Raw genomic sequence first — 23,651 nt, 5'->3', positions numbered from 1 at the left:
CGCGGGCGGCCCTCCCCCCGCGCGGCGCGGACGGCAGGAGGAACAGGTCATGACCTCGAACACGCCACATACGGATGTCCGCCCGCCGCCGGTCACGCGGGAGACCGGGTACGAGGACGAACTCGCCCGTGGACTGCTCGCCGCCGACGAGAACGCGTTCGCGGCCGTCTACCGGCGCTGGGGCTCGCTCGTCCACACGATGGCCACCCGCTCGCTCGGCGACACGTACGAGGCCGAGGACGTGACCCAGCAGGTGTTCCTCGGCGCCTGGCGCGGAAGGGAGGGTTACCGCCCGGAGAAGGGGCCGCTCGGCAGCTGGCTCGTCGGCATCACCCGGCGCAAGATCGTCGACGCGCTGGCAGCCAGGACCAGGCGCCTCACCCTGATCGACACCGTGGCCCACGACGCCGACGAGCGGCGGCCCGGCGAAGGACGCCCCGACGAGGTCCTGGACCGGGTGCTCCTCGTCGACGTGCTGTCCCGGCTGCCGCGGAGCCAGCGCGAGGTGCTGTGCCTGGCCTTCTACGAGGACCTGACCCAGGTCCAGATCGCCGAGCGCACCGGCATGCCCCTGGGCACCGTGAAGAGCCACACCCGGCGCGGCCTCCACCGGCTGAGGGAGGGGATCGAGCAGGGCCGCGCCGACGTCGACGCCGCGTAGCCGCCGTAAAAACGCCCTGCCGCGCGCATCCGCGCCGACACCCTCGCACGAACCACTGACGAGACCGCGCAACCGGCGCGACCTCGACGAAGGGACGACTCCCATGAACTCCCGAATCCCCCTCCTGCTCTGCGTGCCGGCCGGAGCCTGCGCCGTCGCGCTCGCCGTCACCGCGCCCGCCGCGGCCGTCCCCGCCGCGGGAGGTGACGACACGGCCATGGTGTCCGTCTTCCACGGCGTCCCGGGACTGACCGCCGACGTCTACGCCAACGGCGAGGAGCTCCTCGGCGACTTCGAGCCCGGAACGGTGACCGACCCGCAGCCCCTCGACGCCGGCACCTACGACATCCAGGTCTTCGAAGCCGGTCAGGGACCCGAGGGCACCCCGGCCGTCGAGAAGGAGATCAAGGTGCCGGCCGGAGCGAACGCGACGATCGCCGCGCACCTCTCCGCCGACGGCGAGCCCCGGCTGACCGCCTTCGTCAACGACACCTCCGAAGTCGACGCCGGAAAGGCGGGGCTGACCGTGCGTCACGTGGCCGCCGCGCCGGCCGTGGACGTCCGGGCCGGCGGGCAGCCGGTCTTCAAGGGGCTGGAGAACCCCGGGGAGGAGACCACGGTGGTCGACGCGGGCACCGTCCCGGCCGACGTGGTGCTCGCCGGCACCGACACCGTGGCGATCGGCCCGGCCGAGCTGAACCTCGAGGAAGGCGCGAGCACCATCGTCTACGCCTGGGGCAGCGCGGACGACAAGAACCTGGCCCTGGCCACGCAGACGCTCAGCGGCATGGAATCCGCACCGAACGCCGTCCACGCGGGCGGCAACGGCGCGGCCGTCGGCCCGAACCCCTCCGACCCGTGGCCGGCCTGGGCGGCCCCGGCCGGCGTGGCCGCCCTGGCGGGGGCCCTGCTGATCCGCCGGGCCGCGGGCCGGCGTGGATGACGTGGTACGACGGCTCACCGGCCTCACCGTGGCGACCGCCGTCTCGGCGGCGGTCCTCTCCCTCGGGTCCCTCGGGTCCCTCGGGTCCCTCGGGTCCCTCGGGTTCCTCGGGGTGGCTTCGTCGGAGCAGGCACCGTCCCCACCCGGCTTCGGCCGCCCCGACGCCCCGTACGCCACCGCGCCCGACCGGCCCTCCGGTGCGGGCCCGGCGCGGTCGGGTCCCCCGTCCCGGGCGCAGCGACCGCATCCTCCCCAGCGCGTTCTGGTCCGCGCCGTGGGGCTTGACGCCCGGGTCCGGCCGGTGGGGGTCACCGACGCCGGCGACATGACCGTTCCGTCCGATCCGGGCGTCGCGGGGTGGTACCGCTTCGGACCGGCGCCCGGCAGCGCCCGGGGGTCGTCGGTACTGGTCGGACATGTGGACGACGACACCGGAGCCCTCGGCGCGTTCGCGTCGCTCTACGACGTGAAGCCAGGAGACCGGGTGGAGGTGCGGCGAGCCGGAGCCGAACCGGCCCGCTACCGCGTCACCGCGCGCTCCACGGTGCCGAAGGACGCCCTTCCGCCCTCGGCGTTCCGCAGAAGCGGCCCGCCGGTCCTCACTCTCATCACCTGTGCCCCTCCGTTCGTCCCCGAGGAAGGCGGCTACCGGGCCAATCTGATCGTCACCGCGGAACCGCTGACCGGCTGAACCGCCTGGACCGCGGTGAGTGCGTCCGTGCACGGTCACCAGTCGGTACCGGTGCGGGAAGGGCGGGTGGGCCGGCGACCGAGCACAGGGACGGGAGGGTGACGGTGCCGCACGTGGACCCCGCGCACATGGTGGAACTGGCCCTGGGGAACGGCGCCCCGGACGACGACGCCGGCGCCCTGCGGCACATCGCCGGGTGCGAGCGGTGCCGGGAGGAACTGAGCCTGGTGACCCGTGTCGTCACCGCCGCTCGCCGGGTCGAGGAGCCGGACCTCCCGGCCGCGCCTCCGGAGCGGGTGTGGCGGCGCATCGCGCGAGAGCTCACCGGAGCGGACGCGACGACCGCGCCGTCCCCCGCGACGCCGCCGGGCGGGCTCCCCGGCACACCGGCCGGGCCCCGGCCCACCGGCCGTTCCCCGGCCGGCCGCCGCCGCACCACCCGTCCCGTCCTCGGCCTCCTCGCCGGCTTCTCGATCGTGTGGTGGTGGAGCCGGAACCGTTCCGGGACGGCGTCCCGCGTCCGACGGCTGACGGCCCGCCCGGCCGGGTGACGTACGGACGGGTTCCACAGCACCTCGTCACCGATGTCGAAGTACATGCTCGTCGCAGATCCCCCGCCGGCCCCGCGCAGCCGCCTCGGCACAGGTGGAAGGCCCGGGCGGTCGGCGGGCACCCGGACAAGAGGGGGCCCTGGTGGGCCCGGAGCCGCCGGTCCGGGTGGGCGTCCCCGACACCGGCCTCCGCGACAGCCGGCCTCCGCGACAGCCGGGCCTTCGTGCCGTTCGTGCCTGGTGTCCCGCCGGTCCGCTCCCGTCCCGGGCCGGGGCGACGACGTCGGAAGGGGCCCGTTCCCCGTGTTCCTGCGTGCCTTTCCGCAGGTCAGTGCCCCCAGCGCCGCTCGCACTCACCGGATCGCGGAGATCGGCCGGTCGACGACGTTGTGGGAGTGTGACGGTTCAGGCGTCGCAGGACCGCAGCAAGCCGGACACGGCAGGCGCATACTGGGGGCAATGACAAAGTCTGCTGCACCCAAGCGCCATTTGCCCACGAGCCCCTTCAAGGCCCCGGTCACGCTGCCTCCCAAGCAGTTCGCCGTGGGTGATCAGGTCACACACGACATGTACGGCCTCGGCCGGGTCGTCGGTATCGAGGAGGGGATCGCCGCGGTCGTGAATTTCGGCTCGGAGGAACGGCGGATTCTGAGCCCTTACTCCAAGATGACCAAGCTGTAGGACCGCTGTGCCCGGTCACAGCACTCCGGGTCCCACCGGGACCCGTAACGAATGGGAGTTTCCTCATCGATCTGACCTCGCAGTTCTCCGCCCTGGAAGGGGCGCCTCGCCCTGCTTCCGCGGCAGCGCCGCATCCGACGACACGTCCCTTCCACGCCCCGGACTTCGGGGACGACGGGGCCTTCGGCCCGGACGACGGTCCGGAGTCGGTCCCGGACAGGGGTATGGCGCGGCCCGAGGCAGCCGGCCGCCGTCCGTGACGGTGGTCCGGCGGTGCCGGAGGTGACCGGGCTCACCCGCTGGAAAGCGGGTGAGCCCGGTCACGTGTAGGTGACGCCCGAGGCGCGAGCGCATCACGGGGTGGTCGTCGCCGGGGACGGCTCGGGTGCAGTGAGGGGGACGGCGGAGTCAGGGACGCGCAGAGCGAGGTCCGTCGAACCGCCGCAGGCCGGTCCCGTGCGCCAGGAGAAGTCCAGCACCAGCCCCATGCCGTCGCACTTCTCCGACTGACCGCACAGCGCTCAACCCCCGCACGAGACCGTCGTTGCCCCGGGCCACTGGGGGACGGTGCGGGAAGGACGACCGGCCGGAGTCGCAGGAGCGCGGCCCGGCGGGGTCACGCGGGCCCCGGGGTGTCCGGGCTGCCCGGCCAGGTCGCCGTCACCAGCCAGTGGCGGGCCGTGAGGCGTACGCCGTCCTCCGTCTCGTACGGGCGGAAGGCGTCGGTGGCGGCCCGGCGGGCGCGGTCGACGTCCTCGGGGGCGGCGTCGCGCAGCCAGTGGCGCATCGGGCCCCAGCCGAAGAGGAAGGCGGCTGCGTCGGCCGCGTCCGTGCCCCACCCCTGCGGCACTTCGAGCGGGGTGATGGTGATCGCGTCGTAACCGGCGTCGCTCAGGACGCGTGTGGTGCGTGCCGGGTCGGCGAAGGCGGCGGGGCCCGTCTCCGTCTTCTCGGAGAAGTCGGGCAGGGGCACGTGCTCGGCCACCGCCGCGAAGATCACCGACTGGTCCATGCGGTCGACGGACCGCGGGCAGACGAAGGCCAGGCGTCCGCCCGGCCGCAGGGCGCGTCCGATGTTCGCGAACGCGGCGACCGGGTCGGCGAAGAACATGACGCCGAAGCGGCTCAGGGCGACGTCGAAGGCGGCGGGCTCGAACGGGTGCACCTGGGCGTCGGCCTGGAGGTAGGAGACGTTGGCGAGGCGGTCCGCGGCGGTGCTCGCGCGGGCCCGTTCCAGCATGGGTGCGGACAGGTCGACTCCGACGGCGTGGTCCGCGGTGCGGGCGGCCAGCCGGGTCAGGTGTCCGTTGCCGCAGCCGATGTCCAGGACGCCGTCCGTCTGCCGGATGCGGGCGGCGGACAGGAGCGGGGTGTTGGCGGGGTCGTTGAGGGCGTCGTAGCGCGACTGGTGGTCGGCCCAGTGCCGGCCCTCGTAGCCGTTCCACGCCTCGGACTGGTGGGTGTTCACGATCCGGTTCTCGGCCATACGGCACATGGTGCCGTGCGAGGGCGTCCTGCGGGGCCCGTCGGCACCCTCGCACGGCTGCGATCGTTCGTCCGGGCTCGCGTCGGAGGCGGTCGAGGGGGAGGAAGCGGTACGGCCGCCGCGGGCCGGATGTGGAAGGGTGGCCCTCCGGTGGGAGTACGTCGGCTTGTGGCGGGGCCCGGGCTCCGCGGTGGAAGGGGGGTGGGCATGGCCCTGGTCATGTGTCCGCTGTGCAGCGACGACGAGGACATCGAGGTGGTCCGGAGCTTGGAGGGCGGGGGCCGGGTCGTCAGGCACCGGTGCGGCTACGAATGGGAGCACGTGACGCCCGCCGTCCCGAAGAAGGAACGGGCGCCCCACTCCTTCGACGAGCTCGCGGCACGTTTCCCGAAGGCCGAGGACGTCGAACCCGGCAGGCTGGAGCACGTGGCCCGGCTCAAGGAGCAGTACCTCGCCGTGCGGCCGGACTTCGACCGCCGGGTCGCGGCCTACTGGGCGGAGTACCGGAAAATCTTCTCCCCCGACGGGCTGCGCACGTGCGATCCGCGGCGTCTGAAGGACTTCGCCAACTCCGAGGTCGGCGCCCACCCGGGCAACCAGGCGACCTTCAACTCCGCCTGGAACGCCATGGGTGACACCGCCGCCGGGGAGGCGACCCGCGAGACGATCGCGTACCTCCTGCACGGGCCCGACGAGGTGCCGCTCGGGGACCGGCTGCACCATCTGCTGTCCGGGACCAAGCCGTTCGCCATGACCGGGTTCAAGGAGGCACTGCTCACTCGGGTGTTGTGCGTGGTCGAGCCCGAGCGGTTCCTGACGATCCTCAAGTACACGACGGAGGCGGGCGGCAAGCGCGAGATCGCCCGGCAGGTCTACGGGCTGGAGTTGCCGGCACCGGAGTCGGTGGACCGGACCCTCGGGCGGCTCATCCTCTGGAGCAACGACCTGCTGCGTTCCCTGGTCGGCGAAGGGTTCGCCAATCAGCAGCACGCCGCCGCGTTCCTGTGGTGGGCGAAGGACCAGCCCGCCTGACATTCCGGCCCAGCCGGGAGGATCAGAGGTAGGATGAGTGGCATGAGTGAGCCTACCGGCAAGTACTCGATCACCATGCCGCGTGACATCGCCGAAGCGGCCAAGGCCCGCAGCGGCCCGTCGGGGCTGTCCGCCTATGTCGCCGCCGCTGTCACCCGTCAGATCGAACGCGACAATCTCAACGAGCTCATCGCCGTTGCCGAAGCCGAGCACGGGCCCGTCACCGAGGACGAGATCCTGGCCCTGCGCGATCAGCTCCACCAGGCCCGGCAGCAGCAGACGCCGGGCGGAGCGACCGCCGCGTGAGCCGCTCCCCCGCTGTCCCGGGCGGCACGCTGGTGCTGGACAGCGAAGGGCTCGCCAAGGCCGTCCTTCGCGACCGCGCGGTCACCGCCTGGCTCGCCCTCGCCCGTGCCGACGACCTGCGAGTGATCACGTCCACGGCCACGCTCGTGGAGGTCGTTCACCCTCGCATCAACCGCCCCGCCCTGGATTGGACCCTTTCCCGCCTCGTCGTCGAACCCGTCACCGAGCCGATCGCCCGCCACGCCGCCGCCCTGCTCGCCGACGCCGGACTGCACGGCCACAAGCACGCCATTGACGCGATGCTCAGCGCGACCGCCCTGGCCGCTCCCGGGCCCGTCACCGTGCTCACCTCGGACCCGGAGGACATCACCGCGTTCTGCGGAACACGCGCCACCGTCATCAAGGTCTGACGCCGGGGACCGCCCTGTCCGGCGCGGAAGCCCGTCCCGGGCGCCTTGCCGCGTGGCGCCCGGGACGGGCCCGGTGTGGCGTCAGGAGGCCGGCATCAGGACCGTGTCAATGATGTGGACGTTCGCGTCGGCGGTCTTGACGTTGCCGCAGACCACCTTCGCGGAGTCGTTGACGGTGTAGTCCCCGTCCGCGCCGGACGTCGTCGGCTTCGACTTCTGCGGGGTTTCGAAGGAGCCGTTCCCCAGGTCCTCGGGGGCGAGCCTCTGGCTCACCACGTGGTAGGTGAGGATGCTCGTCAGCTGCTCCTTGTCGGCCGGCACCTTGTCGGCCGGCACCTTGTCCAGGGTGTCCTTCGGGATCTTCGCGAAGGCGTCGTCGGTGGGCGCGGACACCGTGATGTTCTCGGCGTTGTTGAGGGTGCCGACCAGGCCGGCCTTCTTCACCACTCCGCACTCGATGAGCAGGCCGAACAGGCGTACGCCGATCCGGCGGGCGTTGCCCGCGTAGGGACCGCCGACCTCGTTGGAGACGCAGGTGAGCGTGATGTCACGCTCGATCAGGTCGCGGCGCAGCAGGTCGCTCCGAAAAGCAGGACTCCCGCCGCACCGGACCGCCGGAGGGAGAAATCCCAGGTGGATGCCGAGGGGGTCGCATACGGCAGTGGGCGGGGGTCGGTCGACAGAGCGGTCAGCCGTCGGTGCCTCCCCCGGCCGCCGGGGGCCCGACGTGGTCCGCGGTCCCCAAAGTCGCCGCGCTCTCCGCCCCCGTCGGTGCGGTCTCCGCCCCCGTCGGCGTGGTGGTCGTCGCCGTCGCGCCCGGAGTGACCGTCGACGTGATCTCGATGCGGTCGCCCGTCCGTGCCCGGGTGTAGAACCACTCCGCGTCCGTGGGACTCATGCCCAGCCAGCCCGTCCCGGCGGAGAGGGCGGCGAGCGCCTTGGTGTCGAAGGCGAGGGCACCCGCGTAGACCGGTTGCCGGTCGGGGGTGCGCAGCTCCACCAGGTACGGGACCTTGATCTCGGCGCCGGACTTGGTGCCGCTCTCGAGCCGCAGCAGCTTGCCGTCGGCCTTGGCGACCACCGTCATCCGACTGCCGGGCGGGAACTGACGGAAGGAGTGCGAGTCGACGCGCAGGACGCGCTCGCCGACCGTGAGGGTGTGGCGGCCCAGGTCCAGGACGCCGGCGGAGGCGGGAACCGGGGCCGCCGTGCTCGGGGCCGGGGTGGGGGCGTCCGACGCCGCGTCCGGCGCCGCGGCCGGGGTCCGGCCGTTCCGGCCGGGTTCCCCGGTGTGCGGGGTGAACGCGACGGCCGCCAGCACGCAGGCCGCCGTGGCCACCGTGCCCAGCGCGGCGGCCGCCCTGCGGCGGCGGGAGCGGCGTCCGGCGCGGGCGCGGACCTCCGCGGCGCCGACGCGCGGCGGGGTCTCGTGCTGTGCGGCCAACTCGCGCAAGGCATCGGCGAGTTCATCCGACACGGCCACCCTCCCTCCAGGCCGGCTCCTCGGCCTCGTCCACCGCCAGGTGTCTGGCCAGCGCCGCCCGTCCCCGGGACAGCCTGGCCTTGACCGTGCCCACGGGCGCACCGGTCTCGGAGGCTACCTGTTCGACGCTGAGGTCGCACAGGTGGTGCAGGACGATCGCCATGCGCTGCTGCTCCGGCAGTTGGCGCAGTGCGGTGACCAGGTCGGTGCGGTCGGGGCCCGGGCCGGGGGTCGTCTCCTGCGGCGGGGTGCGCCGCACCAGTTCCAGCCAGCGTCTCGCACGGCGCCAGCGGCTCACCGCGAGGCGCATGGCGACGGTGCGTATCCACGCCTCGGGCGCCTCGTCGGCGAGCAGCTTCCGACGCCGGTCCCAGGCCCGTACGAAGGCCTCCTGCACCACGTCCTGGGCCTCGCCGAGGTCCCCGGTGAAGGCGTACAACTGCCCGGTCAGACGGGGGAACGCGGTCGCGTAGAAAGCGTCGAACTCTTCCTCGGTCATGCCCTCCACCGGTGTCTCGGATTTCCCGTGCAACCCGGCCGTCCCCGCCATGCGTACAGGTTCCGCAGGTCGCGCACATCGAAGCACACCCCTGGAGGAAGACGTTGAACACGGGTGCCGGGATCCATCGCCCCGCCGTCACGGACGTGGCGTACTCCCCTCTCCGCCCGGCGTGTCCGCCCCAAGTGCGGCCCGGCGAGGGTGACTTCGCCAAGTACGCGCATGACCGCTGGCCGCGGCTGGTGGTCACCGCGCGGCTGCTCACCGAAAGCGCGCCGGACGCCGAGGAGTTGGCGCGGCGCACGCTGGTGCGGGTGTGCGCGCGGTGGCGGCGGATTCCGCGCGGCGACGTCGACTTCCATGTACGACGGTCCCTGGTCCGGCTGTACCGGCGCGGGCAGGCGGGCCGTACGGGCGGCCGCCGCCGGGTCGTCCTGGTGCTGCGGTACGGGGAGGGGCTGGGCGCGGCCGAGATCGCGCAGGTGCTGGGGTGCTCGGCGGGGGCCGTGCGCGCGGTGCTGCGGCGCGAGGGGAAGCGCGTCCGGGCCTGCGACAGGCGGGCGGAGTTCGCCGCGGTGCTCGCCGGTTTCGTGCCGTCGGCCGTTCCGCTCGACGGCATCCGGCGGGAGGGCGCGCTGCGGCGCCGACGGCGGGCGGGAGTCCTCGCCGCGGGGTGCGCCCTGCTGCTCGCCCCGCCGGCCGTCCTCGCCGCCGGTCCCCTCGGGGGCGGCGACGCCACCGGGGCGTCGGAGGCGCCGGACGGTCCGGCGCCCGGGCCGGTGCGGATCGTCTCCCCCGGGGAGCGGGTGGCCGTCGCCCCGGGTGTGGACGTCTGGCTGACTCCGGACGGGCAGCACTGGTCCTCCCCGCAGGCGTCGAACCGGTTCCGCCCGGTGAACGACGGAAACCTCGACCGCACCGGGGCGGGCGTCTTTGTCCAGGGCGAGGAACTCGACGACGGCACGTACTTCCAGTCCGGTGTGTACCACGGCCTGTCCGCCGACCCCGCCCGCGTCGAGATCCGTACCGGCGGCAGGACGGTCACCGCGAACGTCCTGATGCTGGCGGGCAGTCCGGGGTGGGGCGTGTGGTACGCGAAGACGTCGCCGGCGGAAACCGCGGCCGGCGGTGGTCGGACCGTCACCGTGTACGACGCGTCCGGTGACGTCCTGGTGCGGTCGGACCTCGGGCCCTCGGTGGCAGCACGGCCGGTGCGCGTCGGGGCGTGGCGCTCATGAGGCTGCCTCCGATCGCCGGCCGGCTCCCGCGCAGGGCCCCGGACCGTCCCCGCGTGCCCTTCCGCATCCGCCTCCGCCGCAACCGCGGGCGCCTGCTGCGGCGGCTGCTCGTCACCTGCCTCACGCTCGTCGTCCTCGTCTGCGGCGGGGCCGTGGTCGCGTACAGGCTGACCGTCATTCCCGAACCGCATCCCGAGACCGTCGTGCAGAGCACGGTCTTCGTCGACGCCGACGGCTCCTATCTGGGCCGGCGCGGTCCGGTCGACCGGCAGGAGGTGCCGCTGTCCCAGGTGCCCCGGCACGTCCAGGACGCGGTGATCGCCGCGGAGAACCGGTCCTTCCGTACGGACACCGGGGTGTCCCCGCGCGCCGTCGCCCGCGCGGTGTGGGCCACGGTGTCCGGCGGCGCCCCGCAGGGCGGTTCCACGATCACGCAGCAGTACGTGAAGAACGCCCTGCTCACCCCGGAGCGGTCGCTGACGCGCAAGGCGCGTGAGGCGTTGATCGCCGTCAAGCTCGACCGTACGCGCGACAAGGACGCGATCCTGGAGGGCTATCTCAACACCGTGTACTTCGGCCGGGGCGCCGCCGGTGTCCGGGCCGCCGCCCGGAACTACTTCGACGTGGCACCGGAGGACCTCACCGTCTCCCAGGGCGCGGCGCTGGCGGCGATCGTCAACATCCCCTCGTACTACGAGAAGGCGGGCTCCGACCCGAAGGTGACGGCGACGCTCCGGGACCGGTGGGAGTGGGTGCTCGACGCGATGGAGGCCGGCGGCGGCATCACCGGCGGGCAGCGGGCGGCCGCCCGTTTCCCGGCGTTCCGGTTCTATCCGCCGGGCGGGACGGAGGGGCAGCGGCAGTATCTGATCGACGTGGCCGCGAAGGAGGCCGCCGGCCGGCTCGGAATCACCGAGGACCAGCTGGCGCGCGGCGGTTACACCGTGCACACCACCTTCGACCTGGCGTTGCAGGACGCCACCGCCGAGTCGGTGAAGGACCGGACGAAGGGCTCCGGCGACGGCGGTGTCCGGGTGCACACGGCGGTGGTGGGGATCGAACCGGGCGACGGGGCGGTACGGGTGCTGTACGGCGGGGCGGACTACGCCCGGCAGCCGTTCAACGACGCGGTGAGCGGGGCGGTGGAGGCGGGCTCGGCGCTCGATCCGTTCGCCGGCGTACGGCTCCGCGGTCCGCTGCGCGGGCTGCACGGGTCCGCGGCGCCGACGCCGCTGCGGCTGGCCTCGGCGTACGCGGCCGTGGCGGCGGACGGCGTGTACGCGAAGCCCCGCACGGTGGACCGGATCACCCGTGAGGGGCGGACCGTTCACACCGCGCGCCCGGAGACCCGGCGGGTGCTGGACGAGAAGGACGCGTTCGTGGTGACGGCCCGGGCGCGGCAGGGATTCGGCGGGCAGACCGTTCCCGTCGCCGCCCGGGCCGACGGGGAGGAGGGCAGCGGCGTGTTCCTCACCGCCGGGGCCGGTGGTGGAATCACCCGGCGCACCGTCTGGTCCGTCGGGTACGACTCCCGGCTCACCCTGGCCGTGGCGCTGTTCGCCGACCGGCCGGGCGCGAAGAAGAACACCACCGTGCCCGCGCAGTTGCCGAGCGATCCGTCCCCGACGGAGTACGCGGAGGAGCTGGCGGGGGAGACAGGGCGATGGGCGGGTGGTTCGTGACGTCTCGCGCATGCCGACTCGGGGGCCGGGTGGCGGACGCGGTCCGCGTCGACGCACACGCCACCGCGACGGCCGATGGTCGACGGTGACGGTGCGGGCGCGCCGGGTGCCGAGGCCGGTGGCGCAGGTGGCGCAGGTGGAGCCGGTGGTCCGCGCGCCGTCCTCGGGGCGCCGGCGTGCGGGCGGCTTCCGTGGCGGGTCAGGCCGAGCGTTTGCGGGAGGCCGTCTTCGTCGCCGGGGTCTTCTTCGAGGGTTTCTTCCCGGCCGCGCTCTTGGCCGTGCTCTTGGCCGTGTTCCCGGCGGTGCTCTTCACCGTCGTCCTCTTCTCGGCCCGGCCCGCCTTCGACGTCGGCTTCCGCGCCGAGGACACCGTCTTCTTCTCCACCGTCGACGTGGACTTCCCGCCGGTCCCCTTGGCGGACGAGCGGGACGTCCTGCGCTGCGGCAACCGCTTGACCTCGGCCTCCTCCGGCTCACCGCGGGCCGCGCGGACGCTCCGCTCCAGGGCCGTCGTCAGGTCCAGGACCTCGACGCCGCGCTCCGGTTCGGGCACCTCGGGCAGGGCCTCGCCGGAGATCTTGGCGGCGACGACCTCCTCCACCGCCTCGCGGTACTCGTCGCGCAGGTCCTCCATGCCGACCTCACCGAGGGCGTCCACCAGGGCGTCCGCGAGGTTCAGCTCCTTGTCACGGAGGGTGACGTCCGCGTCGGGGGCGATCCCTTCGGGGGCGCGGACCTCGTCCGGCCAGAGCAGACCGTGCAGGGCGATCGCCTCGCCGACCACGCGGAGCATGCCCAGGCGCTCCCTGCCCCGCAGCGCGAACTTCGCGATGGCCACCCTGTTGCCGCGCTTCAGGGCCTCCCGCAGGAGCGTGTACGGTCTGGCGGCCGGCGCCCTGCCCGCCGCCAGGTAGTACGCGGCGCCCAGCTGGAGCGGATCGATCCGGTCCTCGGGGACGAAGGTGACGATCTCGATCGTCCTGGCGGTGGGGATCGGCAGGTGGGCCAGGTCCTCGTCGGTGATCGGGATGATCGTGCCGTCCGCCTCCTCGTAGCCCCTGCTGATCTCCTGAGCGGTGACCTCGCGGTCCTCCAGTTCGCAGAACTTGCGGTGGCGGATCCGGCCACCGTCCTCCATGTGGATCTCGCGGAAGGGGACCGCGTGGCTCTCGGTGGCGTTCACGAGCTTGATCGGGATTCTGACCAGGCCGAACGAGATCACGCCGTTCCAGATGGATCTCATGTGCGGCACCTTTCCGGTCGCCCGCCGATCACCGTCGGGGCATGTGTCATATTTTGCGCGAGATTCCCATCTTATGATGCTTCCCGCTGGGACGAGGGCGACGGCTCGCACCCGGCGATCCGGAGGACGTGCCGTACCGGCCGGCCGGCCCGGGGTCCGCGTCCCCGGTCACGTCGTGACGCCATGGGGGACCGCCCCGTGACCCCGGCAGGTCACGGCAGGTCACGGCGTCACAGTCGGGCCCAGGTGTTCCGGTCCCGGGCCATCGCGTGCAGGGCCTCCACGTCGGCCGGTTTCAGGACCCCGCCCGTGCGGGTCAGGGCCTCCACGTCGGCGTCCGTCAGGACGCGCACCTCGCGGGGCGGGGCCGGGATCGTCACGGCCGACGCGCCGACCAGGACGAGCACCGGGCGGACCTCGGCCGTCAGGGCGTAGGAGGCACGGTCGGCGCCGGCCCGGACCCGGCGCAGCAGAGGGAGCGTTTCGTGGCGGCCCAGGCCGACCCGGGGGTCGGCGACCGTCACCCGCTGCCGGTGGGCGTACAGGGTGTGGACGGCGTACAGACCGCCGGGGCCGATCAGCAGGTGGTGGATGCGGTCGCCGCCGGGGAGCGGGATCGAGTGCAGGGCGTGCCAGCCGGCGCCGTCCATGCGGTCCAGGGCCTCGCCCACCGTCCGCTCCGCCGTGAGCGCCCTGCGGCGCGGGTCGGGGCGGAGGCGGCGGTCCGGGCCGGGGTTGCGGTCGAGGTCGATCAGCAGTGCCTCGCCGGGGCGGTTCGGCGCGAGGTCGTCGTCGGGGTGCAGGGCCAGACGCGCCAGCTCGGCGGGGGTGGGAACCGGGGGCGGGCCGACCGAGACCGGGCCGGTGAGGAAGGGGCCCAGTGCGGCGAGCACGTCCTCCTCGTGATCCCCGCCGAGCAGGTTCACCCTGGCCGTCTCACGGTCGTACCAGGCGATGCTCCTGCCGTCCGGGAGGCAGACGTACAGCCTTTCCCGGCCGTGCCGCCAGGTCGGTACGACGCGCAGTCCGTTCATGCGGCACCACCGTTCCTGCCTCACCTCCATGGGAACAGGCGGGGTGCTCCAGGGGCAAGAAGCCGTTTACCTTTGAGAGGAGTTGGGCGGTGAGGGTGGGGAGGCGCCGTTGCGTACCCGCAGGAGGCAACCCGACGTACCGGCTCCGGACAGTCCGTGGAACGAGATCGTGCCCGGCCTGTGGATGGGCGGGCACGAGTTCCGGGGCCTTTCCGGCCGGCTGGAGTTCGCCGTGGTGAACCGGCAGTTCGATCTTGTACAGACGCTGCTGCGGCTGCCCGGGCACGGGCCGGATCCCGGGGTCGAGCACCATGTGTGGCCGATACCCGACGGGCCGCTGGACGGGACGCAGCTCGCGGGCGTGATCCGGCTGGCCGAGGCGGCGTGCGAGGCACTGGACGGCGGCCGTACGGTCCTCGTGCGCTGTTACCACGGGTACAACCGCTCGGGCCTGGTGGTCGCGCACGCGCTGATACGGCAGGGCCGGACCGCCGAGGCGGCGATCCGGCTGATCCGCTCCCGCCGCTCGTCCTGGGCCCTGCACAACGACCTGTTCGTCGACTACCTCCGCGCCGGGCTGCCCACGGCGCGGCTGCTGGAGGAGCTGACGGAGTAGGCGGAGCGGGTGGCGCCATCCCCGATGGCGCAGTAGGGCGGGCGGACGCGGAGGGCCACTCCTAGTGTGGCGATAAGTCTCCTTCGACCCGTTTCCCCGCATGTGGAGGTACTGTCATGTCCCTGCGTCCCCCGCTCACCCGCCGTCTGCCCATAGCTCTCGCCGCCGGAGCCCTCGCGGTCGCGACCGCCGTCACCCCCGCCGTCGCCGCCGACGACCCGAACCAGGGCGGCGGCCAGGGGAACTGGAGCCAGCAGGGTGGCAACGGAAACCAGCAAGGCAACGGCAACGGAAACCAGCAGGGCGGCGGCAACCAGCAAGGCGGCAACGGAAACGGCCACCAGCAGGGCGGCAACGGAAACCAGCAAGGCAACGGCAACGGAAACCAGCAGGGCGGCGGCAACCAGCAAGGCGGCAACGGAAACGGCCACCAGCAAGGCAACGCCAACCAGCAAGGCGGCAACGGCAACGGCAACGGACATCAGCAGGGCGGCAACGGCGACTTCGACAACCAGGCCGGCGGCAACCAGCAGGGCGGCAACGGCCACCAGCAGGGCGGCAACGGCAACGCCGACCAGCAGGGCGGCGGCAACCAGCAAGGCGGCAACGGCGACTTCAACAACCAGGCCGGCGGCAACCACGGCGACCAGGGCGAGTACAAGGGTGTCGTCACGGCGCCGTCCCTGGCCCTGCGCAGCGCCCCGAACCGGGGTTCGCAGGTCATCCGGTACGCCCACAAGGGCGACGTCGTCTCGATCTTCTGCAAGGTCCCGGGCGACAAGGTGGAGGGCAACCCCCTCTGGTACCTCCTCACGGACGGCACCTGGGCGTGGGGCCCCGCCGCCCACATCGACAACATCGGTCCCGCGCCACGCTGGTGCTGACGAGCGAAGCACACAAGGTGCCCCGTATGGGTAAGTTCCGGACATGAGCAAGGCCGGTATCACCCTGGCGACGGCGGATCCGCCCACGCCCACCGTCCGCGTCACCGGGCGCCGTGGCGTCGAACTCGCCCTGATCGTCCTGGCCGTCCTGCTGTCGGTGTACGGCTACTGCGCCGTCGGCCTCGCCAGGAACGGCACCGTCCCGCCCGGCGCCGCCGGTTACGGCGCCGGGCTCGGCGTGCTCGCGCTGGTCGCCCATCTGGCGGTGCGCTGGCGCGCCCCGCTCGCCGACCCGGTGCTGCTCCCCATCGGAGTGCTGCTCAACGGCCTCGGCCTGGTGCTGATCTACCGGCTCGACCTGGAGACGCCGGGCGATCCGGCGGCCCCGACCCAGCTGGTCTGGTCGACGCTGGGCGTGGCACTGTTCATCACGGTCGTCCTGGTGCTGCGCGACCACCGGGTGCTCCAGGACTACACCTACGTCTGTGTCACCACCGCACTGGTCCTGCTGACGGTCCCGATCCTCTTCCCGGCGGTGAACGGGGCCCGGATCTGGATCCGGGTCGCCGGGTTCTCCATCCAGCCGGGCGAGTTCGCGAAGGTGCTGCTGGCGGTCTTCTTCGCCGCGTACCTCGCCGCGAACCGGGGTGCCCTCACCTACGCCGGCTGCCGCGTGCGGTGGCTGCGGCTGCCCACCGGGCGGGTGCTCGGCCCGATCGTCGCCGTCTGGCTGGTCAGTGTGGGCGTGCTGGTGCTGGAGCGGGATCTCGGTACCTCGCTGCTGTTCTTCGGCCTGTTCGTGGTCCTGCTGTACGTCGCCACCGGCCGCACGGGCTGGATCGCGGTGGGGCTCCTGCTGGCCTCGCTGGGGGCGGTGGCGGTGGGCCGGCTGGAGCCGCACGTGCACCACAGGATCGAGACCTGGCTGCATCCGTTCGGCTCCATCGAGGCGGGCGAGGGCCCGAACCAGATCGCCCAGTCCCTGTTCGCCTTCGCGGAGGGCGGGACGCTCGGCACCGGGCTCGGGCTCGGGCACTCGGTGCTCATCGGCTTCGCGGTCAAGTCCGACTTCATCCTGGCGACGGCCGGTGAGGAGCTGGGGCTGGCCGGACTGTCCGCGATCTTCCTGCTCTACGGGCTGCTGGTGGAGCGCGGCTACCGGGCGGGGCTGGCCCTGCGCGACCCCTTCGGACGGCTGCTCGCGGTGGGCCTCGCCTCGCTCGTGGCGCTCCAGGTGTTCGTGATCGCGGGCGGGGTGACCGGGCTGATCCCGCTGACCGGGATGGCGATGCCCTTCCTGGCGCAGGGCGGCTCGTCGGTGGTGACCAACTGGGCGATCGTGGCGTTGCTGGTCCGGCTGAGCGACTCCGCGCGGCGGCAGGGCGGCGGGGGTGCCGTCCGGTGAGCCGTCGTATCCGGCGCGGCGGCGGGGGTGTGCTCCGGTGACCCGGCACATCCGGCACGCCGCGATGTTCTGCGCCCTGCTGCTGGTGGCGCTGCTGGTGAACGCCGCCCGCGTGCAGGTCCTGCGGGCCGACGCCTACGAGAGCAACCCGGCCAACCGCCGGGCCGCCATCGCCCGCTACCAGCAGCCGCGCGGCGACATCCTGGTCGACGGGCGGCCGGTCACCGGCTCGCGGGACACCGGGGAGCATCTGCGCTACGAACGGACGTACCGCGACGGTCCGTTGTACGCCCCGGTGACCGGCTTCGCCTCGCAGGAGTACGGCACGACGCTGCTGGAGCACACGGAGGACGGGCTGCTGTCCGGGGCCACCCCGGCACTCGCGCCGCTGCCGCTGTGGAACGAGTTCACGCGCTCCCGCAACGCGGGCGGCCATGTGGTGACGACGATCGATCCGGCGGCGCAGCGGGCGGCGTACGAGGGGCTGCGCTCACGGAAGGGCGCGGTGGCGGCGGTGGAGCCGTCGACCGGCCGGATCCTGGCGCTGGTGTCGGTCCCGTCGTACGATCCCGCGCTGCTGTCCGGGAACGGCGCGGCGGCGCGGGACGCCTGGGCGCGGCTGAACGCCGATCCGGACCGGCCGATGCTGAACCGGGCGGTGCAGCGGACGTATCCGCCGGGTTCGACGTTCAAGGTGGTCACCGCGGCGGCGGCGCTGGACGCGGGCGTGGTCAAGAACCTGGACAAGCCGACCGACTCCCCCGACCCGTACACCCTGCCGGGGACGAGGACCCGGCTGACCAACGGGTCCGAGGGCTGCGAGGACGCCTCGGTGCGGGAGGCGTTCGTCCGGTCCTGCAACACGGTGTTCGCCAGGCTGGGGGTGACCACGGGGGTGGACAGGATGAAGACCTCGGCGGAGAGCTTCGGTTTCAACGCCCCGGACGTGCGGGTCCCGTTCCGGGTGGCGCGCAGCACCTTCGACACCACGGTGGACCGGGCGCAGCTCGCGCTGTCGTCGATCGGGCAGTACAACACCCGGGCGACACCGCTGCAGATGGCGACGGTCGCGGCGGCCGTGGCGGGCGGCGGGCAGGTACGGGAGCCGTATCTGGTGGAGCGGACCACGCGGGCGGGCGGCGGCACGATGTCGACGGCGGGTTCGCGTCCGGTGCGGTGGGCCATGCATCCGACGACGGCGACACGGATGCGGGAGCTGATGCGGGGCGTGGTGGAGGACGGCACCGGCACGAAGGCCGCGATCCCCGGCGCGATCGTCGGCGGCAAGACCGGCACCGCCCAGCACGGGCTGGGCAACTCCGGTACGCCGTACGCCTGGTTCATCTCCTGGGCGCAGGGCGGTGCGGACATGGAGGCGAAGGTGGCGGTCGCGGTGGTGGTCGAGGACGCGGCGGCGAACCGGCGGGAGATCAGCGGCGGCGGGACGGCGGCGCCGATCGCGCGGGCGGTGATGGAGGCGGTGCTGAAGTCGTAGGCGGGGCAGCCTGTTCGATCAGCGGCGGCGGTCGACGGCGGTGAGGTCGATGTCGATCGGGAACGGGACGGTGAGCTTGAGCCGGTTGTGGAAGATGCCCATCGGTACGTACGACTTGGTCATGGGGTCCAGTTCGTAGACGTAGACCACGGGGAGTCCGTCGTTCTGCTCGACGCGCCAGTAGTGCGGGATGCCCGCGGTCGCGTACTTCCGCGGCTTCGCTTCACGGTCTCGCTCCTCCGAGTCCTTGGAAACGACCTCGACGGCGAGCACGACGTCCTCCGGCCGGTACCAGGTCTGGCCCGGGCCGGTATCGGCGTCCGCCTTGAAGACCAGAATGTCGGGTTCCGGGCGGTTGCGCTGGTTGAGCTTGATGGTCATCTCACGCTGGACATCAAGCTCGTCCGGCGCTTGAGCCAGCAGAGCGTTGTCCAGGAGGCGGATGACGCGCGAGTGGAAGTTGGTCTGCGGACTCACGAAGACGAGGCTCCCGTCGATCAGCTCCGTGTGCGGAGGCAGGTTGGGAAGCTCGTCGAGGTCGTCCGCCGTCCAGCCACCCACCGGCGGACGAGGCCACTCGTAGTCGTCGTCCAGCCCGTAGTCGCGTGCGGCGCTCATGATCGCTCCCATGTGCTGCAGTCTGACCGGTACCGTCAGCGTACCCAGGACGAACGCCGAGACGACGCTCCAAGAGGTGATCCGGGGCGCGCCATTGACGCGTCCACCCGGTGGACCGGTCGTCGACAAGTCGTGCCCGAGGGATTGACGACCTTGCTGACAGGCAGTCTCATAAATGGGTGACCCGCCGGTAACCCGAGACGCCCCGAGGTGGAACCGCCATGACGACCCTGTCGGAAGCCGACGCCCTCGATGGCCTGCGGGACGCGCTCGGGCTGCTCAAGGACCGGGAGCAGGTGGCCCAGCGGCTGCTCGACGCCTCCGCCAGGCACTCCTTCGACCCGGACGAGGAGCTGGACTGGGACGCGCCCTTCGAAGAGGGCAAGTGGTTCTGGCCACCGGAGCTGGTGTCGCTGTACGGCACCCCGATGTGGAAGCGGATGAGCGAGGAGCAGCGCCTCCTGCTCTCGCGGCACGAGGCCGCCGCGCTCGCCTCGCTGGGCATCTGGTTCGAGCTGATCCTGATGCAGTTGCTGGTCCGGCACGTCTACGACAAGGCCGCCACGAGCGCGCACGTGCGCTACGCCCTCACCGAGATCGAGGACGAGTGCCGGCACTCGAAGATGTTCGCCCGGCTGGTCACCCGCGGCGGCACCCCCTGGTACCCGGTGAGCCGCGTCCACCAGAACCTCGGCCGCCTCTTCAAGACGATCTCCACCACTCCCGGCTCCTTCACCGCGACCCTGCTCGGCGAGGAGGTCCTGGACTGGATGCAGCGGCTGACCTTCCCGGACGAGCGGGTCCAGCCGCTGATCCGGGGCGTCACGCGCATCCACGTCGTCGAGGAGGCGCGGCACGTGCGCTACGCCCGTGAGGAGCTGCGCCGCCAGATGGTGACCGCCCCGAAGTGGTCTCAGGAGTTCACCCGGGTCACCTCCGGAGAGTTCGCCCGGGTGTTCTCCGGGGCCTTCGTGAACCCCGAGGTGTACACGAACGTCGGTCTCGACAGGCGTGCGGCCGTCGCCCAGGTCAGGGCGAGCGGACACCGGCGGGACGTGATGCGGCAGGGGGCGAGGAAGCTCACCGACTTCCTCGACGACATCGGCGTGCTGCGCGGGGCCGGACGACGGCTGTGGAAGTCGTCGGGACTGCTCGCGTAGACGGGCGGGCGGATACCCTGCGGGCATGACCCCGCAGGCCTCCACCCCCGCCTACCGGCGGCTCAGCGTCGAGGAACGCCGCAGCCAACTGCTCGAAGCCGCGCTCTCCCTCTTCGCCCACCGCGTCCCGGAGGACGTCTCCCTGGACGACGTGGCGGAGGCGGCCGGCGTGTCACGTCCCCTGGTGTACCGGTACTTCCCGGGCGGCAAGCAGCAGCTGTACGAGGCCGCCCTGATGTCCGCCGCCGACGAGCTGCGGCACTGCTTCGACGAGCCGCACGAGGGCCCGCTGCTGCTCCGGCTGTCCCGGGCCCTCGACCGCTACCTCGCCTTCGTCGGCCGGCACGACGCCGGGTTCAGCGCGCTGCTCCAGGGCGGGAGCGTCGTGGAGACCTCCCGTACGACCGCGATCGTGGACGGCGTGCGGCGGGCCGCCGCCGAGCACATCCTCAGCCACCTCGGGGTCGCCGGGCCCGGACCCCGGCTGCGGATGACGATCCGGATGTGGATCACCGCCGTGGAGGCGGCCTCCCTGATCTGGCTCGACGAGGACAAGCAGCCGCCCGTGGACGAACTGCGGGACTGGCTCGTGGAGCAGTTCGTGGCGGTGCTCACGGTGACCGCGCGGCGCGACGCGCAGACCGATGAGCTGGTACAGGCGCTGGCCGCGGACCTCTGACGGCCCGCGCATCGCCGACACTGAGGGTGTGAAGAGCGAAGACACCCCGTTCGAGGGCGGACCCATGGACGGGCGCGTCCTGCCCGTGCTGCTGGGCATCACCGGGCACCCGCCGAAGACGTACCGCATCCCCGTCCCGGCCCCGGACGGCGGCCCGCCCACCGTGCTGGTCTACCGGCGGGTGCCCCGGGCGCAGAGCGCACGGACCGGGCTGACCCGGGGCTGGAAGTACCTGTACGACCCCACGGGGCGGGCCGGCGACCGCCGGAGGTGGCCGTGGTCGAAGGCCGCGCCCGGTCCGGACGCCACGCCGAAGGGCAAGCCGGACGACGCCGACGGGTGACCGGGTTGCGCCGAACCGCGCACACTCGGCGAGCGGACCGCGCGTACCCGCCCGATGCTCGCGATGCGGAGCGGACGAGCCGCCCCGCGTCGGAGGTGATGGTGTGTCAGGAAAGCTTCTGCGCCTGGTGTGCACGGCGGCGCTGGCGGCCGGGGCCGCCCTCGCGCCCGCGCCCGCGGCGGCCGTCCCGGAACCGGGCGGCGGCACCGGCGAGCGTTCCGTCGCCGAGCTGCTGACGGAGCTTCGGACCCTGTACCGGGAGGCCGGGAAGGCCACCGAGACCTACAACGCCACCGAGGAACGGCTGCGGAGGCAGCGCGCCGAGGCCGGGCGGCTGGACCGGGCCCTCGCCCGCACCCGGCTCTCCCTGCACGACAGCCGGGGCGCCGCCGGACGGCTGGCCCGCCAGCAGTACCAGAGCGTCACCGGTCTCTCCCCGTACGTACGGCTGCTGCTCGCGCGCGATCCGCAGCGCGCGCTCGACCAGGGACACGTGATCGGGCAGCTGGCGCGGGAGCGGGCGGAGACGGTGGGTCGGCTGACCGGCGCCGAGAAGGAGGCCGACGCGCTGGCCCGCCGGGCACGCAAGGCCCTCGACGCCCGGCTCGCCCTCACCGAGCGGCGCAAGGAGGAGCGGGACGAGGTCCTCGAACGGCTCCGCGCGGTCGAGGAACTCCTCGCCTCGCTCACCGCCGAGCAGCTCACCGCGCTGGCCGAGCTGGAACGGGACACGGTGGCCGAGGCACAGGAGGAGCTGGTGACCTCCGGCGCGCTGGGCGGCGGCGGCGCTCCTCCCTCGGCTGCCGGTGAACGGGCCGTGCGCCACGCCGTGGCGCAGCTCGGGAAGCCGTACCAGTGGGGCGCGGAGGGGCCCGCCGCGTACGACTGCTCGGGGCTGACGTCGAAGGCGTGGGGCGCCGCCGGGACGCCGATCCCCCGGACCAGCCAGGAGCAGTGGGTCCGGCTGGAGCGGGTGCCGCTGGCGGAGCTGCGGCCGGGGGACCTCGTCGTGTACTTCCCGGAGGCCACGCACGTCGCCCTCTACCTCGGCGACGGCATGGTGGTGCAGGCGCCCCGGCCCGGCGCGCGGATCAAGGTCTCCCCGATCGCGGCCAACCCGGTGCTGGGCGCCGTACGCCCCGACCCGGCCGGGGAGCCGCTGCGGCGGTACGTGCCGCCGGAGCTCCCCGAGGGGACGACGGAGGGGTCCGACGAGGGGTACGGCTCCGCTCACGCGCCGGACGCGCCCGAGACCTCCATCAGGTAGCCCTCGGTCTTCTTCGGGTCGTAGAAGAAGTTCTCGAAGTCGGCGGGGTCGTCGAAGCCGTTGGCGAAGCGGTCGGCGACCGGCTGGAGCTGCCCGGCCGCGCCGATCAGGTTCAGGACGTGCTCCGGCGGCGGGGCGAGCATGGCGTTCGTCCACTTGGTGACGTGCCGGGCCGTCTCCCAGTAGCGGTCGAAGGTGCCCTGCATCCAGGTCTCGTCGAACTCCTTCTCCCCGTGCTCCAGGATCGAGGCGAGGTAGGAGGCGGCGCACTTGGAGGCGGAGTTGGAGCCCTGTCCTGTGATCGGGTCGTTGGCGACGACCACGTCGGCGACGCCGAGGACGAGGCCGCCGGAGGGCAGCCGGCCGATCGGGGTGCGGACGGTGGGGGCGTAGCGGCCGGCGAGGGTGGCGCCGGCGTCGGTCAGTTCGACCTTGGTGGCCCGCGCGTACTCCCAGGGGAGGAACCTCTCCATGAGTTCCAGGGTCAGGGAGAGGTGCTCCGCCGGGTCCTTGACGTCCTTGAAGGCGTCCAGCGGGCCGCCGGGTATGCCCTCCCAGAACAGGATGTCGGCGCGGCCCGAGGTGGTGAGGGTCGGCATGACGAACATCTCGCCGACCCCGGGGACCAGGTTGCAGCGGACCGCCTCCGTGTCCGGGTGCTCCGGACGCGGGCCGAGGCCGTGGACGTAGGCCACGGCGAGGGCGCGCTGCGGCTCGCTGTACGGGGAGCGCTCCGGGTCGCGGGCGAACATCTGGACGAGCTCGCCCTTGCCCGCCGAGACGAGCACGAGGTCGTACGTGCGGGAGAAGTAGTCGAGGTCGCCGACCGCCGCGCCGTGGATGACCAATTGGCCGCCGCGCTGGGCGAAGGTCTCCATCCAGCCGGCCATCTTCACGCGCTGGTCCACCGACTGCGCGAACCCGTCGAGCCGGCCCAGCCAGTCGATCGCGCGCTGCGACGGGCCCGGGTCGAAGGAGCCGGGAGCCGCGACCGAGACGCCGAGTCCCTCGATCTTCGGGGCCTGGGACTCCCAGAAGTTCAGCTGGAGGTCGCGTTCGTGCTGCAGGGCGGTGTGGAACATGCACTGCGTCGACATCACCCGTCCGCTGCGGATCTCGTCCGCGGTCCGGTTGGACATCAGGGTGACCTCGTACCCGTGCGACTGGAGGCCGAGGGCCAACTGGAGACCGGACTGGCCGGCTCCGACGACGAGTATCTTCCGCATACGGGGGACGCTCCTAAG

At 72.9% G+C, this 23,651-nt stretch carries 26 protein-coding genes and 1 pseudogene; 18 read left to right on the top strand and 9 right to left on the bottom strand.

Translation table 11 applies throughout. From position 1 onward, the window contains the following. The first annotated feature begins 49 nt into the window (after nt 1–49). The 5 genes from ACFXAE_RS09055 to ACFXAE_RS09035 all read left to right on the top strand — a co-directional run bounded on the left by ACFXAE_RS09055 (nt 50) and on the right by ACFXAE_RS09035 (nt 3,527). The gene (locus tag ACFXAE_RS09055; RefSeq protein WP_384710329.1) at nt 50–661 is read left to right on the top strand and encodes a sigma-70 family RNA polymerase sigma factor; all 612 of its coding nucleotides are present in this window, start codon (nt 50–52) and stop codon (nt 659–661) included. A 103-nt stretch (nt 662–764) separates the two neighbouring features. Further along, on the top strand, nt 765–1,604 hold the full coding sequence (locus ACFXAE_RS09050; RefSeq protein ID WP_384710326.1) for a DUF4397 domain-containing protein: 840 nt from the start codon (nt 765–767) through the stop codon (nt 1,602–1,604). Between the two features lie 274 nt (nt 1,605–1,878). After that, on the top strand, nt 1,879–2,295 hold the full coding sequence (locus ACFXAE_RS09045; RefSeq protein ID WP_384710323.1) for a class F sortase: 417 nt from the start codon (nt 1,879–1,881) through the stop codon (nt 2,293–2,295). Between the two features lie 113 nt (nt 2,296–2,408). Further along, on the top strand, nt 2,409–2,846 hold the full coding sequence (locus ACFXAE_RS09040) for a hypothetical protein (RefSeq protein ID WP_384710320.1): 438 nt from the start codon (nt 2,409–2,411) through the stop codon (nt 2,844–2,846). 459 nt (nt 2,847–3,305) lie between these two features. Next, nucleotides 3,306–3,527, top strand: coding sequence for a CarD family transcriptional regulator (locus tag ACFXAE_RS09035; RefSeq protein ID WP_384710317.1), 222 nt, complete (start codon nt 3,306–3,308; stop codon nt 3,525–3,527). Nucleotides 3,528–3,880: 353 nt separating this feature from the next. On the opposite strand, the gene ACFXAE_RS09030 is transcribed toward ACFXAE_RS09035, so the two are convergent. Next, complete coding sequence (locus tag ACFXAE_RS09030; protein ID WP_384710314.1) at nt 3,881–4,015, bottom strand: hypothetical protein; 135 nt, start codon at nt 4,013–4,015, stop codon at nt 3,881–3,883. A gap of 128 nt (nt 4,016–4,143) precedes the next feature. Next, nucleotides 4,144–5,013, bottom strand: a complete 870-nt coding sequence (locus ACFXAE_RS09025; RefSeq protein ID WP_384710311.1) for a class I SAM-dependent methyltransferase — start codon at nt 5,011–5,013, stop codon at nt 4,144–4,146. A 207-nt stretch (nt 5,014–5,220) separates the two neighbouring features. On the opposite strand from ACFXAE_RS09025, the gene ACFXAE_RS09020 reads away from it, so the two are divergent. Genes ACFXAE_RS09020 through ACFXAE_RS09010 form a run of 3 tightly spaced genes read left to right on the top strand, consistent with a single transcriptional unit; the run spans nt 5,221 to nt 6,761 of the window. Further along, complete coding sequence (locus tag ACFXAE_RS09020; protein ID WP_384710308.1) at nt 5,221–6,045, top strand: hypothetical protein; 825 nt, start codon at nt 5,221–5,223, stop codon at nt 6,043–6,045. 42 nt (nt 6,046–6,087) lie between these two features. Next, a complete protein-coding gene (locus tag ACFXAE_RS09015) occupies nt 6,088–6,351 on the top strand; it encodes a CopG family transcriptional regulator (RefSeq protein WP_384710305.1) in 264 nt (87 codons plus the stop codon). Then, the gene (locus ACFXAE_RS09010) at nt 6,348–6,761 is read left to right on the top strand and encodes a DNA-binding protein (RefSeq protein WP_384710302.1); all 414 of its coding nucleotides are present in this window, start codon (nt 6,348–6,350) and stop codon (nt 6,759–6,761) included. The genes ACFXAE_RS09015 and ACFXAE_RS09010 overlap by 4 nt, the downstream gene beginning before the upstream one ends. 81 nt (nt 6,762–6,842) lie before the next feature. Here the strand turns inward: ACFXAE_RS09010 and ACFXAE_RS09005 are convergent. From ACFXAE_RS09005 to ACFXAE_RS08995, 3 genes and pseudogenes are all read right to left on the bottom strand, one after another. After that, nucleotides 6,843–7,205 (bottom strand): annotated as a pseudogene (locus ACFXAE_RS09005) (fasciclin domain-containing protein); the annotation flags it as partial. A 244-nt stretch (nt 7,206–7,449) separates the two neighbouring features. Beyond that, the gene (locus ACFXAE_RS09000; RefSeq protein WP_384710300.1) at nt 7,450–8,238 is read right to left on the bottom strand and encodes a hypothetical protein; all 789 of its coding nucleotides are present in this window, start codon (nt 8,236–8,238) and stop codon (nt 7,450–7,452) included. After that, complete coding sequence (locus tag ACFXAE_RS08995) at nt 8,228–8,743, bottom strand: SigE family RNA polymerase sigma factor (protein WP_384710297.1); 516 nt, start codon at nt 8,741–8,743, stop codon at nt 8,228–8,230. The genes ACFXAE_RS09000 and ACFXAE_RS08995 overlap by 11 nt, the downstream gene beginning before the upstream one ends. 104 nt (nt 8,744–8,847) lie before the next feature. Here ACFXAE_RS08995 and ACFXAE_RS08990 point away from each other — a divergent pair, with 104 nt between their 5' ends. After that, on the top strand, nt 8,848–9,981 hold the full coding sequence (locus ACFXAE_RS08990) for a sigma factor-like helix-turn-helix DNA-binding protein (protein WP_384710294.1): 1,134 nt from the start codon (nt 8,848–8,850) through the stop codon (nt 9,979–9,981). After that, nucleotides 9,978–11,663 (top strand): transglycosylase domain-containing protein, encoded by a 1,686-nt coding sequence (locus ACFXAE_RS08985; RefSeq protein ID WP_384710291.1) that lies wholly within the window; start codon nt 9,978–9,980, stop codon nt 11,661–11,663. The genes ACFXAE_RS08990 and ACFXAE_RS08985 overlap by 4 nt, the downstream gene beginning before the upstream one ends. Before the next feature lie 199 nt (nt 11,664–11,862). Here ACFXAE_RS08985 and ACFXAE_RS08980 read toward each other — a convergent pair whose 3' ends face one another. After that, nucleotides 11,863–12,906, bottom strand: a complete 1,044-nt coding sequence (locus ACFXAE_RS08980; RefSeq protein ID WP_384710288.1) for a Ku protein — start codon at nt 12,904–12,906, stop codon at nt 11,863–11,865. Between the two features lie 230 nt (nt 12,907–13,136). Beyond that, nucleotides 13,137–13,940: a nuclease-related domain-containing protein gene (locus tag ACFXAE_RS08975; protein ID WP_384710285.1), complete on the bottom strand. Its 804-nt coding sequence runs from the start codon at nt 13,938–13,940 to the stop codon at nt 13,137–13,139. Between the two features lie 109 nt (nt 13,941–14,049). On the opposite strand from ACFXAE_RS08975, the gene ACFXAE_RS08970 reads away from it, so the two are divergent. The 4 genes from ACFXAE_RS08970 (at nt 14,050) to ACFXAE_RS08955 (ending at nt 18,340) form a co-directional block, all read left to right on the top strand. After that, nucleotides 14,050–14,556 (top strand): protein phosphatase, encoded by a 507-nt coding sequence (locus ACFXAE_RS08970; protein WP_384710282.1) that lies wholly within the window; start codon nt 14,050–14,052, stop codon nt 14,554–14,556. Between the two features lie 116 nt (nt 14,557–14,672). After that, nucleotides 14,673–15,440, top strand: coding sequence for an SH3 domain-containing protein (locus ACFXAE_RS08965; protein WP_384710279.1), 768 nt, complete (start codon nt 14,673–14,675; stop codon nt 15,438–15,440). Between the two features lie 43 nt (nt 15,441–15,483). After that, on the top strand, nt 15,484–16,845 hold the full coding sequence (locus tag ACFXAE_RS08960; protein WP_384710277.1) for an FtsW/RodA/SpoVE family cell cycle protein: 1,362 nt from the start codon (nt 15,484–15,486) through the stop codon (nt 16,843–16,845). Nucleotides 16,846–16,882: 37 nt separating this feature from the next. Continuing rightward, nucleotides 16,883–18,340: a penicillin-binding transpeptidase domain-containing protein gene (locus ACFXAE_RS08955; protein WP_384710274.1), complete on the top strand. Its 1,458-nt coding sequence runs from the start codon at nt 16,883–16,885 to the stop codon at nt 18,338–18,340. 18 nt (nt 18,341–18,358) lie between these two features. On the opposite strand, the gene ACFXAE_RS08950 is transcribed toward ACFXAE_RS08955, so the two are convergent. Beyond that, nucleotides 18,359–18,958, bottom strand: coding sequence for a Uma2 family endonuclease (locus ACFXAE_RS08950; protein ID WP_384710271.1), 600 nt, complete (start codon nt 18,956–18,958; stop codon nt 18,359–18,361). Nucleotides 18,959–19,179: 221 nt separating this feature from the next. Here ACFXAE_RS08950 and ACFXAE_RS08945 point away from each other — a divergent pair, with 221 nt between their 5' ends. The 4 genes from ACFXAE_RS08945 (at nt 19,180) to ACFXAE_RS08930 (ending at nt 22,407) form a co-directional block, all read left to right on the top strand. After that, nucleotides 19,180–20,118, top strand: a complete 939-nt coding sequence (locus ACFXAE_RS08945) for a diiron oxygenase (RefSeq protein ID WP_384710268.1) — start codon at nt 19,180–19,182, stop codon at nt 20,116–20,118. Between the two features lie 25 nt (nt 20,119–20,143). Continuing rightward, a complete protein-coding gene (locus tag ACFXAE_RS08940; protein WP_384710265.1) occupies nt 20,144–20,797 on the top strand; it encodes a TetR/AcrR family transcriptional regulator in 654 nt (217 codons plus the stop codon). Between the two features lie 28 nt (nt 20,798–20,825). Beyond that, nucleotides 20,826–21,140, top strand: coding sequence for a hypothetical protein (locus ACFXAE_RS08935; RefSeq protein WP_384710262.1), 315 nt, complete (start codon nt 20,826–20,828; stop codon nt 21,138–21,140). Nucleotides 21,141–21,243: 103 nt separating this feature from the next. Continuing rightward, the gene (locus ACFXAE_RS08930; protein WP_384710259.1) at nt 21,244–22,407 is read left to right on the top strand and encodes an NlpC/P60 family protein; all 1,164 of its coding nucleotides are present in this window, start codon (nt 21,244–21,246) and stop codon (nt 22,405–22,407) included. Here ACFXAE_RS08930 and ACFXAE_RS08925 read toward each other — a convergent pair. Continuing rightward, entirely contained in the window at nt 22,371–23,633 is a 1,263-nt protein-coding gene (locus ACFXAE_RS08925) for a styrene monooxygenase/indole monooxygenase family protein (RefSeq protein WP_384710256.1), read from the bottom strand. The two genes, ACFXAE_RS08930 and ACFXAE_RS08925, sit on opposite strands and share 37 nt — an antisense overlap. Nucleotides 23,634–23,651 lie beyond the last annotated feature (18 nt).

Source organism: Streptomyces sp. NPDC059454, assembly GCF_042749965.1.
Taxonomy (GTDB): domain Bacteria; phylum Actinomycetota; class Actinomycetes; order Streptomycetales; family Streptomycetaceae; genus Streptomyces.
This window is presented reverse-complemented; position numbering and strand designations above follow the sequence as displayed.